At 70.8% G+C, this 11,219-nt stretch carries 11 protein-coding genes and 1 rRNA gene; 10 read left to right on the forward strand and 2 right to left on the reverse strand.

The annotated features are described in order from the left end of the window. The 10 genes from rrf to AB0958_RS42620 all read left to right on the forward strand — a co-directional run. Positions 1-82, forward strand: a 5S ribosomal RNA gene (gene rrf, locus AB0958_RS42575); the annotation flags it as partial. A gap of 60 nt (positions 83-142) precedes the next feature. After that, on the forward strand, positions 143-787 hold the full coding sequence (locus tag AB0958_RS42580) for an HAD family hydrolase (RefSeq protein ID WP_358986325.1): 645 nt from the start codon (positions 143-145) through the stop codon (positions 785-787). A 93-nt stretch (positions 788-880) separates the two neighbouring features. Continuing rightward, positions 881-1,606 carry a VC0807 family protein gene (locus AB0958_RS42585; RefSeq protein WP_366895871.1) on the forward strand — a complete coding sequence of 242 codons (726 nt, stop codon included), beginning with the start codon at positions 881-883 and terminating at the stop codon, positions 1,604-1,606. Positions 1,607-1,744: 138 nt separating this feature from the next. Further along, positions 1,745-2,962: an MFS transporter gene (locus AB0958_RS42590; protein ID WP_366895872.1), complete on the forward strand. Its 1,218-nt coding sequence runs from the start codon at positions 1,745-1,747 to the stop codon at positions 2,960-2,962. Next, on the forward strand, positions 2,913-4,085 hold the full coding sequence (locus AB0958_RS42595; protein WP_366895873.1) for an acetoin utilization protein AcuC: 1,173 nt from the start codon (positions 2,913-2,915) through the stop codon (positions 4,083-4,085). Before AB0958_RS42590 ends, AB0958_RS42595 begins: the two co-directional genes overlap by 50 nt. Before the next feature lie 256 nt (positions 4,086-4,341). Next, entirely contained in the window at positions 4,342-5,157 is an 816-nt protein-coding gene (locus tag AB0958_RS42600) for a phosphatase (RefSeq protein WP_366895874.1), read from the forward strand. A 132-nt stretch (positions 5,158-5,289) separates the two neighbouring features. Continuing rightward, positions 5,290-5,499 (forward strand): helix-turn-helix domain-containing protein, encoded by a 210-nt coding sequence (locus AB0958_RS42605; RefSeq protein WP_123975194.1) that lies wholly within the window; start codon positions 5,290-5,292, stop codon positions 5,497-5,499. 131 nt (positions 5,500-5,630) lie between these two features. Beyond that, entirely contained in the window at positions 5,631-5,729 is a 99-nt protein-coding gene (locus tag AB0958_RS42610) for an AURKAIP1/COX24 domain-containing protein (protein ID WP_003948845.1), read from the forward strand. A gap of 171 nt (positions 5,730-5,900) precedes the next feature. Next, the gene (locus tag AB0958_RS42615) at positions 5,901-6,989 is read left to right on the forward strand and encodes an NAD-dependent epimerase/dehydratase family protein (RefSeq protein WP_366895875.1); all 1,089 of its coding nucleotides are present in this window, start codon (positions 5,901-5,903) and stop codon (positions 6,987-6,989) included. 14 nt (positions 6,990-7,003) lie between these two features. Next, complete coding sequence (locus tag AB0958_RS42620) at positions 7,004-8,104, forward strand: lysophospholipid acyltransferase family protein (protein ID WP_366895876.1); 1,101 nt, start codon at positions 7,004-7,006, stop codon at positions 8,102-8,104. 70 nt (positions 8,105-8,174) lie between these two features. Here AB0958_RS42620 and AB0958_RS42625 read toward each other — a convergent pair whose 3' ends face one another. Both AB0958_RS42625 and AB0958_RS42630 read right to left on the reverse strand, forming a co-directional pair. Continuing rightward, on the reverse strand, positions 8,175-9,422 hold the full coding sequence (locus AB0958_RS42625; RefSeq protein ID WP_366895877.1) for a DUF5667 domain-containing protein: 1,248 nt from the start codon (positions 9,420-9,422) through the stop codon (positions 8,175-8,177). Between the two features lie 234 nt (positions 9,423-9,656). Then, a complete protein-coding gene (locus AB0958_RS42630; RefSeq protein ID WP_366895878.1) occupies positions 9,657-10,439 on the reverse strand; it encodes an ECF subfamily RNA polymerase sigma factor, BldN family in 783 nt (260 codons plus the stop codon). Positions 10,440-11,219 lie beyond the last annotated feature (780 nt).

An 11,219-nucleotide genomic window follows, 5' to 3' on the forward strand; every position in this document is an offset into this window, starting at 1 on the left:
CATTCCGAACCCGGAAGCTAAGCCTCACAGCGCCGATGGTACTGCAGGGGGGACCCTGTGGGAGAGTAGGACGCCGCCGAACAAATATTGGGAAAGGCCCACGCCATATGGCGTGGGCCTTTTCGCGTTTATGCTCGACCGTATGCGCTATGACCTGGTCATCTTCGACAACGACGGCGTCCTCGTGGACAGCGAGCCCATCTCCAATCGGCTGCTCGCCGGATATCTGACCGAACTGGGCCACCCCACCTCCTACGAGGACTCCATACGGGACTACATGGGGTCCGCGATGCACCGGGTCCACGAGCTCGTCGAGGAGCGCACCGGACGGCGTCTGCCGGACGACTTCGACGACGTCTTCCATGCTCGGGTGTTCGCCGCCTTCGAGCGGGAGTTGAAGCCCGTCGCCGGGGCGGCGGAACTGCTGGAGCGACTGGCGGCGGACGGGGTGCCGTACTGCGTGGCGTCGTCCGGGAGTCATGAGCGGATCCGGGTGGGGCACCGGACGACCGGGCTGGACCGGTGGTTCGACGCGTCACGGGTCTTCAGTTCGCAGGACGTGGGCCGGGGGAAGCCGGCGCCGGACCTCTTCCTGTACGCGGCCGAGCGGATGGGGGTCGCGCCGGGGCGCTGCGCCGTCGTGGAGGACAGCCCGCTGGGGGTGCGGGCGGCGGTCGCGGCCGGGATGGACGTGTACGGGTTCACCGCCATGACACCGGCCGACCGGCTGCGGGGCGCGAGCCAACTCTTCTCCGACCTGGGGCACTTGGCCGACCTGCTGGAATGACCGACGGCAGCGCCTCGGCGCTGACAATTGTCATGCCGACCTCCGGACGTTCGTTCCTACTGCGGGACCCCGTCCGGACGCGAAGCTGAGGGCATGACGAAGACGACGAACACCGGGTCCCTGAACAAGCGGCAGCAGGGCGTGCTGGAGAACCTCCGGCCGCTGCTCGTGGACGTGGCGGTACCCCTCGGGTCGTACTACTTCTTCAAGGGGGCCTTCGGGATGAGCACCTTCGCGGCGCTCGCCTGGAGCAGCGTGGTGCCGGCCGTACGGACGGTGTGGGGGGTGGTCAGGGAGCGCAGGGCCAACGGGCTGGCGGCGCTGATCCTGGTCGTGAACGTGGTCGGGCTGGCGCTCAGTTTCGTCTCCGGGGATCCGCGGCTGATGCTCGCCAAGGACGGCGCGGTGAGCAGCACGGTCGGCATCGGGATCCTGGTGTCGGTGGCCCTGGGGAAGCCGATGATGACGGCGGGGCTCAGGCCCTTCCTGCTGAAGGGGGACCCGGCCCGGGAGGCGGCCTGGGAGCGGCTGGCGGCCGGCACCGCGACCGGGTCGGCGGAGTTCCTGCGCAAGGAGCGGGTCTTCTCCGTCATCTGGGGCGTGATCCTGGTCGCGGAGTGCGTCGCCCGGGTCGTCGGCGCCTACACGATCCCCGTGGCCACCATGGTCTGGCTGGGCTCGGTCTTCCTGGTCGTCGCCATCACCCTCGGGATGGTGGTCTGCGGTGGCGCGGCCGCCGAGCCGATGGCCCGCCTGATCACCGACGAGGTGAAGCGCCAGGAGGCCGCGCAGGAGCGGGAGCTCGCGGTCGCCGCCTGAGCGGCAGCCGGCCAGGAGACGCCGGGCAGCCGCTCAGGGGCTGCCCGCGGCCGCCCGGGAGGCTGCGGTTGAAGCTGAAGGAAATTCATCTTTGGCTGGATCTACCCACGAGTACGCCGGGGCCCTACGCTCGCCGCCATGACAGATGTGCTGCGGCGCGGTAGGGCCTCGTTGGCGTTCAGCTTCTTCACCCAGGGCGCCACCTTCGCGCTGCTGGTGACGCGCATCCCCGCCATCCAGGACCGGTACGGCGTCTCCGACGCGCTGCTGCCGGTCTTCCTCGCCGCCGTGCCGATCCTGGCCGGGGTCGGCAGTGTCACCACCGAGCAGCTGGTGAAGCGCATCCGCCCCAGCCGGCTGCTGCGCTGGTCCCAGCCCGTGGTGATGCTGGCGCTGCTCGGTGTCGGGTCGGGCGGGCACATGGCCGAGCTGGCGGTGGCGCTGGGCGTGTTCGGGCTCGCCGTGGGCGCGCTGGACGCGTCCATGAACATGCTCGGGGTGAGCCTTCAGCGGACGTACGGGCGGAGCATCATGCTCAGCTTCCACGCCGCGTACAGCCTCGGCGGGATCCTGGGGGCCTCGCTGGCGTGGGTGGGGGCGCACTGGCATCTGGCGCTGTGGGTGTCGTACCTGCCGGTCGTGGCGGTGCTGTTGCCGGCGGCGCTGGTGGGGAGCCGGTGGTACGTGGACGGCGATCCCGCGCCGGTGGCGGACGGGGCGGCCGGGGGCGCCGGTGGCGGTGTCGTCTTCAAGGTGCTGCTGCCGCTGTGCCTGGTGATGACGTTCGCCTATATCGGGGACTCGACGGTCTCCAACTGGAGTGCGAAGTACCTGAAGGACGTGCTGGGGAGCAGCGAGCAGCTGGCGACCGTGCCGTACAACGTGTACATGGTGACCACGCTGGTCGGGCGGGCCATCGGGGACTTCGGGGTGCGGCGGTTCGGGGCCGTGACCGTCGTGCGGCTGGGTGCGCTGGTGGCGGCCGCCGGGTTCGCGGTGGTGGCGGTCGCGCCCGGGGCGTGGGTCGGGATGGCCGGGTTCACTCTGCTGGGGCTGGGCTTGTGCGTGCTGGTGCCGCAGACCTTCGCGGCGGCGGGGAGGTTGTTCCCGGGGGCTTCGGACGCGGCCATCGCCCGCTTGAACGTCTTCAACTACGTCGGCTTCCTGATCGGTTCGCCGTTGGTGGGTGCGCTGGGCGACGCGTGGAGTTATCGCGGGGCGATGCTGGTGCCGATGGTGTTGGTGCTGGTGACGTTGGTGTACGCCCGTTCGTTCGCGACCAGGTCGGACCGATACGGTGGCGGTCATGAGCGGCCGCGCACAGCTGATGTGGGACGAGGCAGTAACGGGCTATGACTTCGGTCCGGGCCATCCGATGGATCCGGTCCGGCTGGCGTTGACCCGGAGTCTGGTCGGCGCCTTCGGGCTCGACCGGGCGGTGGAGGTCGTCGCGGCGAAGCCGGCCGGGGAGTCGACGCTGCGGCTGGTGCACCGGGAGGACTACGTCGAGGCCGTGAAGGCGGCTTCGGCGGATCCCGCGGGGGCCGACCAGTCGTACGGTCTCGGGACGGTGGACGATCCCGCCTTCGCGGGGATGCACGAGGTGTCCGCGCTGATCGCGGGGCAGTCGGTGGCGGCCGCGGAGGCGGTGTGGCGCGGGGACGCCGAGCACGCCGTGAACTTCGCGGGCGGGCTGCACCACGCGATGCCGGGGGCCGCGTCCGGGTTCTGCGTCTACAACGACCCCGCGCTGGCGATCGCGCGGCTGCTGGAGCTCGGTGCCGAGCGGATCGCCTATGTGGATGTCGACGTGCACCACGGGGACGGGGTGCAGGCGGCGTTCTGGGAGGATCCGCGGGTCCTGACGATCTCGCTGCACGAGCACCCCCGGACGTTGTTCCCCCAGACCGGGTGGCCCGACGAGGTGGGCGCCGGGGCGGGGGAGGGGTCCGCGGTGAACGTGGCGTTGCCGGCGGGGACCGGGGACGCCGGGTGGGTGCGGGCGTTCCACGCCGTGGTGCCGGAACTGCTCGCCGACTTCCGGCCGCAGGTGCTGGTGACGCAGCACGGCGCGGACACGCACTTCGAGGATCCGCTGGCCCACCTGGCCGTCTCGCTGGACGCGCAGCGGGCCGTGCAGGTGGCCTGCCATGAGCTGGCGCACGAGTACGCCGGCGGGAAGTGGGTCGCGCTGGGGGGCGGGGGGTACGAGGTGGTGGACGTCGTGCCGCGGTCCTGGACGCATCTGGTGGCGATCGCGGCGGGGCGGGAGATCGAGCCGGAGACGCTGGTGCCGGAGGAGTGGCGGCAGGAGGTGTTCGCCCGGACCCGGCAGTTGGGGCCGGGCCGGATGACGGACGGGCGGTGGCCGGTGGGGTGGGCGTCGTGGGACGCCGGGTACGACCCCGCGGACCGGCTGGACCAGGCGGTGCTGGCCACGCGCCGCGCCGCGTTCCCGCTGCGGGGGCTGCTGACGTAGCGGTGTCCAGCCGTCGTGCTGGGCGCTGGGCGGTGTGCGGTTGGGTGCTCGGCGTGGGGCGCTAGGCGGTGTGCGCTGGGCGTGGGGCGCTCGGCGGTGTGCGCTGGGCGGTGTGCGCTGGGCATGGGGCGCTCGGCGTTGGACGTCGGGCGTCGGACGTCGGACGTCGGGCGTCGGACGTCGGGCGTTGGGCCAAGCGTGGGGTGTTCTTCTGTTTCCGGGTTCTTCCGGGACCGGGTGCGTCACCATCTCAGCCGTGTCGGACGTCGGTGAGCTTCGTGCGTATCTGGTGGCTGTCGGGCTTGCCGGGGCGGTGGCCACCTCCCGGGAGCGGAGTCTGCACCGGTATCGGTTGTTCGCGGCTCGGGACCCCCGGGTGTTGATCGGGATCGATCCGCAAGGAGTCTGGACCGAGCGTGAGTTGGTTCGGCTGATGGCGGGGAAGTGCGGGGTTTCGGACGATCCCGGGTTCGTTTCAGGGCATGATGTGATCGACCCGGAACGTACGGTGGCTGCTCTGGACGCGTTCGCCGAGCGGGTGCGGGATGCCGCCCGGCGGCGCGTGCCCGTGCTGTTCGGGACCGGGCACCCGCACCGGCTGATCGGTTTCTACGCCGCTCTGGCGGACGCGCTGTCGGCGGCGGGATGTGAGGTCCTCACCCCTGCGCAGGGTCGCTGTGTCGACATAACGACCCGGTTCGGTCTACGTACGTGCTCCCTCGATTACGTACAAGGTGTCGGGTTGGTGCGGGAATCGGGAGGTGAACGCCCCGGTTGTGCGCCGGGGACGCACACGCACTCGCCGCTGCCGGTTCGGCTGGCGCTGGAGGCCGCCGCGACGGATGGCGGGCCGCTGCCCGAGCTCGTGGTAGGGGACCACGGCTGGGTCTGCGGTGCAGGTCAGCTCGGGTTCGAGGCCATTGGTCTGGCGGATGTCGACGATCCCGCGGTCTTCGTGGGCGAGGCCGAGGGGGTGGTGTCGGTGGCCGTTCCGGTTGATGACGGAGTGCGGTCCGACTACTACATGCCTCTCACCCGCTACGTACTCAATCGAGCGTGTCTGTCACAGTAGGCCGCCGATGGGTGCACCTCTTCCCCACTCGCATCACCCGCCCCTACATTGGGGAGTGAGCACGCAACGACGAAGAGTCACCGGAAGGGGAAGCCGGTGGCCCGTCGAGTGCGGAAGGTTCGGGTGTGTGACATGGCTGCAGACCAGAGGCCTCTGAACGAGGTCGTGTTCCTTACCGTGGCGGAGGTCGCCGCGGTGATGCGAGTGTCGAAGATGACCGTGTACCGGCTGGTGCACAGCGGTCATCTGCCCGCGATCCGGGTGGGGCGGTCCTTCCGCGTCCCCGAGCAAGCGGTACACGAGTACCTTCGCGAGAGCTATGTGGGGGTCGAGACCGCCTGACGACGGTTCCGGGACCTCCCCGGAACACCTCGATTACGACCTCAGCGCTCGGGCGGGTAGGCTAGCCCCTCGTAGGTCGTATGGGCCCATGGCGCCCAGCACCGAGTGATGAGAAGTGAGCGAGGGTAGTCGTGGGCTCTGTTATCAAGAAGCGGCGCAAGCGGATGGCCAAGAAGAAGCACCGCAAGCTGCTCAAGCGCACGCGCGTTCAGCGTCGTAACAAGAAGTAATTACGGCGCCGAGCCGCGAGAGCTTGTGTGTGACCCCCCACCCGTACGGTGGGGGGTCACACGCATTTTCCGGCCGTCGCGGCTCGTCGTTGCCTGTCGGGGGTCATGCCGCAGCACCATCGACCCGCTAAGTTGGCCCGCATACGGGAACACGGAAGAAAGGCGCTGATCTTGGGAAAGGTCGTGCTCGTGACCGGAGTGGCCCGTCAGCTCGGGGGCCGGTTCGTACGGCGCGTTCAGCGTGACCCCGAAGTGGAGCGGGTCGTCGCCGTGGACGCGGTGCCGCCGGAGCACCACCTGGGCGGGGCGGACTTCATCCAGACGGACATCCGGCAGCCCTCCATCGCCCGGGTGCTGGCCGAGAGCGGTGCCGACACCGTCGTCCACATGGACGTGACGGGGACGCCGCTCGGCAGCGGCAGCCGGACCAGCGTCAAAGAGACCAACGTCATCGGGACGATGCAGCTGCTCGGCGCCTGTCAGAAGTCGCCGAACGTGAAGCGGCTGGTGATCAAGTCCAGTACGAACGTGTACGGCTCCGCGCCCAAGGACCCGGCCGTCTTCACGGAGACGACCCCGCCGAAATCGCTGCCCAGCGGCGGGTTCGCGAAGGACACCGTGGAGGTGGAGGGATACGTGCGCGGGTTCGCCAGGAGGCGGCCCGACGTGGCGGTGTGCGTGCTGCGGTTCGCCAACATCCTCGGTCCGACGGCGGACACCCCGCTCGCGTCCTACTTCTCGCTGCCCGTGCTGCCCACCGTCTTCGGCTACGACCCGCGGCTCCAGTTCGTGCATGAGGACGACGTCATCGAGGTGCTGCGGATCGCCTCGCGCGAGCCCGCGCGCGGGACGCTCAACAGCGGCACGTTCAACATCGCCGGTGACGGTGTGCTGCTGCTCTCGCAGTGCTCGAGGCGGCTGGGGCGGCCCACCGTGCCGCTGCTGCTGCCCGCGGTCACCTGGGCCGGCTCGCTGGTGCGGACCCTCGGCATGAGCGACTTCTCGCCCGAGCAGATCCGGCTGCTGACGCACGGCCGGGTGGTGGACACCGTCCAGATGCGCGAGACGCTGGGGTTCCGGCCGAGGTACACGACGGCGCAGGCGTTCGCGGACTTCGTGCGCGCCCAGGACCCGGGGCTGCTGCCGCCCGGGGCCGTGGCCGCGGCCGTCGACCGGATCGCCGCGCTGCACGGCGGGAACACGGTGACGAGGACTCCGGCGGGGTCCTCGACGAAGACCCCGACCCAGAGCGCCAACTGAGGAGCGCAACAACGATGGCGGACGCCAAGGTCATTCCGTTCGACGACGACCGGTCCCGCGGGGCTGCCGCCCAGCGGCCGGCCCGGCGCCGGGGTGTGGGCGGCCGGCGCAAGGTCGGCGGTGAGCAGGCGGGGGCGCGTGAGTCCGAGGCGGGACGCGAGCCGGGGGCGGTCCGTGAGGTCCAGCCCCTCGCGGGGCGGATCCCCGCGCAGGAGGATGTGCAGGTGACCCGGGAGAACCCTGAGGCGGGTGCGGAGCAGCCGCCGCACGACGAGGCCGGCCTGGAGCGGCGTGTCGCGCGCGGGCTGGCGTTCCTGCGGCGGCGGCTGACCGGGGACTACGAGGTCGACGACTTCGGCTACGACGAGGAGCTGACCGACCAGGTCCTGATGTCCCTGCTGCGGCCGGTGTACGAGAAGTACTTCCGCGTCGACGTGAAGGGCATGGAGAACATCCCGGCCGAGGGCGGTGCGCTGATCGTCGCCAACCACTCGGGGACGCTGCCGTTGGACGGCCTGATGATGCAGGTGGCCGTGCACGATCACCATCCGGCGAATCGTCACCTCAGGCTGCTCGCGGCGGATCTGGTGTTCGTGCTGCCGGTGGTGAACGAGCTGGCGCGCAAGCTCGGGCACACGCTCGCGTGCGCGGAGGACGCCGGGCGGCTGCTGGGGCAGGGGGAGCTGGTCGGGGTGATGCCGGAGGGGTTCAAGGGCATCGGGAAGCCGTTCAGCGAGCGGTACAAGCTCCAGCGGTTCGGGCGGGGCGGGTTCGTGTCGACCGCGTTGCGGCAGGGGGTGCCGATCATTCCCTGCTCGATCGTGGGGGCGGAGGAGATCTACCCGATGATCGGCAACGCGAAGACGCTGGCTCGGGTGCTGGGGATCCCGTACTTCCCGCTGACGCCGACGTTTCCCTGGCTGGGGCCGGCGGGGGCGGTGCCGCTGCCGACGAAGTGGACGATCCAGTTCGGGGAGCCGATTCGGACCGACGGGTATCCGCCGGAGGCGGCGGACGATCCGATGCTGATGTTCAACCTGACGGATCAGGTGCGCGAGCAGATTCAGCACACGCTGTACAAGTTGCTCGTGCAGCGGAGGTCGGTCTTCTTCTGAGGCGTTGCGACAAAGCCCCGCGCCTCCGAACGGGGGGCGCGGGGCTTTGCGTTTCTCGGTTGCGCGTTTCTCAGTTGCCGGTGTTCTCGCTGTCGATGCCGAGGCCCGGTAGCAGGCCGGGGAGGAGCGGGGGCAGGGTGACGTCCGGGGCGCTGGACGAGGACTTCGACGGGGACGGGGTGCTCGGGCCCGTCTTCGGGGGGTCCAGGAGGCCGCCCGTGGCACCACCGATCAGCCCGTCGTCGCCGCTGCTGCCGGAGGCCGAGCCGCTGGGGGTGCCGGTGCTGGACTCGTGGCCCGTGGACGAGCTGCCGGAGGACGACGGGGCCGTCGACCGGTGGCGGCCGGGGGAGCCGGTGGACGTCGTGCCCGAGCCCTGGCCGCTGGTGCCGCCTCCGGTGTGCTGCGGCGGCTGCGGGAGCAGCGACTGCAGCGGGGCGACCTCTTCGTCTATGGCGGCGAAGACCGACGTCACCTGCTGGCTGACGTCGCCGAGCTGGACCGGGAGCCGCTCGCGCAGGGCGCCCCAGGCCTGGCGGTGGGACTGGGCGAAGGCGGACAGGGCCTGGATGGGGCCCAGCGAGTCCGGGTCGCGTTCGTAGGCCTCGTGGAGCAGGCGGTGGCCCTCGGTGACGTCGTGCTGCATGCCGGACAGCGTGCGCCGGATCTCGCCGATCGACTCGTGGTCGAGATGGCCGCCGCGGTCCCGCTCCATCAGCCGGCGGGCCTCCATCAGCCGGGTCGAGGCCTGGTCGAGGTAGGTCTGACCGCGCTGGTCGTCACCGTCGGACAGGTAGTTGAGCTTGAAGTCCTCGATGCCGCGTTTTAGGCCGTACAGCGAGTCGCCGGGCAGGGCGTCGGAACTGGCCGCGGCCACCCCGCCGAAGGCTCCGGCGGCCACGCCGACGCTCAGGCCGCCCGCGGCGAGCCCCTTGGTCAGCCGGGAACGCGGTCGCAACCTGCCCAGCGGACTGGCCCGATGCGCGCCCTTCGAACTGCCGGAGCGCTGTCCGGGCACCGCCGAGTCCGCCGCCCCACCCAGGGTGCCCTCCGCCAGCATGGCCTCCATCGCGGCCACCAGCCGGGCCCGCTGCACGACCTTGACCTCAGGGTCGAGCTCCGGTTTGGGCAGTGCGGCGAGCCCCGTCGCCAGGGCCAGCAGTTCGCCCTGCTCGGTCGGTTCAGCCCGGTCCGGTGTGGCCGGTGCGTCGCCCACCGGTCCCTCGGACCGCTCGGCCGCCGGGTCCCGGTCGGGCTGCTCCTCCAGGGCCTGGGCGAAGGCGTTCGCCCGCCGGTGTGCCGATACGTTCGCGATCACTGGCGGCACCTCCTCTCGTCATGACGGTCGACTCCCCAGGGGGTCCTGAGGGTTGCACGCCCTCGACCGGACCACACGATCGTGTGATCAGGGACTTGCTGGACGTGACCACAGGGAGCCTGTATCCCGCACAACGAGCGGCTCGGCACTTGGGTTACGGACGAGCGGAGATCGGCTGAGAAAGGCAACAGGCTTTGACGGAACGTGAGTTGACCGTCGCCGAGGGTGGCCGCCTCAGCGCGCGTCCTCCGGGAGGAGCCGGGCGAGGGTGCGCACGGCGCGGTACTGGAGGGTCTTGATGGCGCCCTCGTTCTTGCCCATCACCCGGGCGGTCTCGGCCACCGAGAGGCCCTGGAGGAAGCGGAGCGTCACGCACTCCTGCTGCTGGGGGTTGAGGCGTCGTACGGCGTCGAGCAGTGCGGCGTTGGAGAGGGACTCCAGGACGGAGTCCTCCGGGGAGCGCTCGACCTCGTTGGCGTCGAGCATCTCGCCGGTGGTGACCTCCAGGCGGAAGCGGCTCGACTTGAAGTGGTCGGCGACCAGGTTGCGGGCGATGGTGACCAGCCAGGCGCCGAAGTCGCGGCCCTGCCAGGTGAAGGTGCCGATCCGCCTGAGCGCGCGCAGGAACGTCTCGCTGGTGAGGTCCTCGGCGGTCGCCTTGCCACCCACGCGGTAGTAGATGTAGCGGTAGACGGTGTCGCTGTACTGGTCGTAGAGGCGGCCGAAGGCGTCGGACTCGCCGGCCTGGGCGCGCTCCACGAGGTCCATCATCCGGGCGCTGTCGCTGTCCGCGGCCGGACGGCGGGCGGGGGTGGCGGTGCCGGTCGAACGGCCGCGTCTGCCGACCGCGGCGCCGCCGTCGGCCAGTGCGTAGCACGGGCCCACGGGGGCGGTGGAGGCGAAGGCGGGGACGGCGTACGCGGTGGGGACGAGGCCGCGCAGCGTCTCTTTGACCGTCGCGACTGTTGCGCGCAGCGTAGCCAGGCCCGAGGCGTCAACCCCGACGTGTGGGTACACGGGACTCCCAGAGGCAGAGCTTTCATCACGTGCAGTGCGGAACCGTTCACCCGTCGTGGCGACGGAGGGGTACCGGTTTGCGTCTGAGGAGAATAACGCTTCGTGCAGGCACTGCTACACCGAGTTGCTCAAATCGTCGATTGCGTCGCTTCTCTTACCGATTTGAGCCAGTTCAGGTGCCGCAGAGTGACTGATTGTTGATCAGAAAGGGGCGTTTTCAGGCGGAGTCGAGGGCGTGTTGGGGCAGCCGCGCGATAATTCGGGCGCGCGAGGCCCGGTGTCCCGTCGGGGCCGCGGGGAACGGCGCGAACCCGCCGCGCACGGGCCGCCCCGGTCCCGGCCCCCGCCCGACGGGACGACCCGGCGCCGCACAGGACGATGCCGCGCCCCACCCACGCCCGCATCCGAGCCTCGCGGAGGCCCGGCGCGGCAGGGGGTTCCGCCGGTCGCGGTGATCTCGCGTGGGGTGTTCCGTGTGGGTGTGCGGGCGCTGGCGCGGCAGGTGGGTTCCCGCGCTGCCCAGGGGCCGGGCGCGCCAGGGTCGTGGTGGGCAGGGGAGGGGGCCGGACGTCACGGCGGTGCGCGGGGTGGATTCCCGCCTCACCCGCGCCGGCCGGCCGAGCCGCGCGGAGGCCCGCCGCGGCAGGGGTCTCCGCCGGTCGCGGTGACGTTTTTGCCGGGGTCGGTGGGGCGGGGGCCGCTAGAAGGTCGATGAAGATCTTGGTGAGAGCTTCTCCCACTCGTCCAGCAGCCGGCCACGGTGAACCCTCCAGTTGTCGC

It is taken from the genome of Streptomyces sp. NPDC006655 (assembly GCF_040703965.1).
GTDB lineage: Bacteria > Actinomycetota > Actinomycetes > Streptomycetales > Streptomycetaceae > Streptomyces.

Excerpts from the sequence above, each read along its gene's own strand:
- AB0958_RS42580 (WP_358986325.1), top strand. The coding sequence starts at position 143 with ATGCGCTATGACCTGGTCATCTTCGACAACGACGGCGTCCTCGTGGAC.
- AB0958_RS42590 (WP_366895872.1), top strand. The coding sequence starts at position 1,745 with ATGACAGATGTGCTGCGGCGCGGTAGGGCCTCGTTGGCGTTCAGCTTC.
- AB0958_RS42585 (WP_366895871.1), top strand. The coding sequence starts at position 881 with ATGACGAAGACGACGAACACCGGGTCCCTGAACAAGCGGCAGCAGGGC.
- AB0958_RS42605 (WP_123975194.1), top strand. The coding sequence starts at position 5,290 with ATGGCTGCAGACCAGAGGCCTCTGAACGAGGTCGTGTTCCTTACCGTG.
- AB0958_RS42595 (WP_366895873.1), top strand. The coding sequence starts at position 2,913 with ATGAGCGGCCGCGCACAGCTGATGTGGGACGAGGCAGTAACGGGCTAT.
- AB0958_RS42620 (WP_366895876.1), top strand. The coding sequence starts at position 7,004 with ATGGCGGACGCCAAGGTCATTCCGTTCGACGACGACCGGTCCCGCGGG.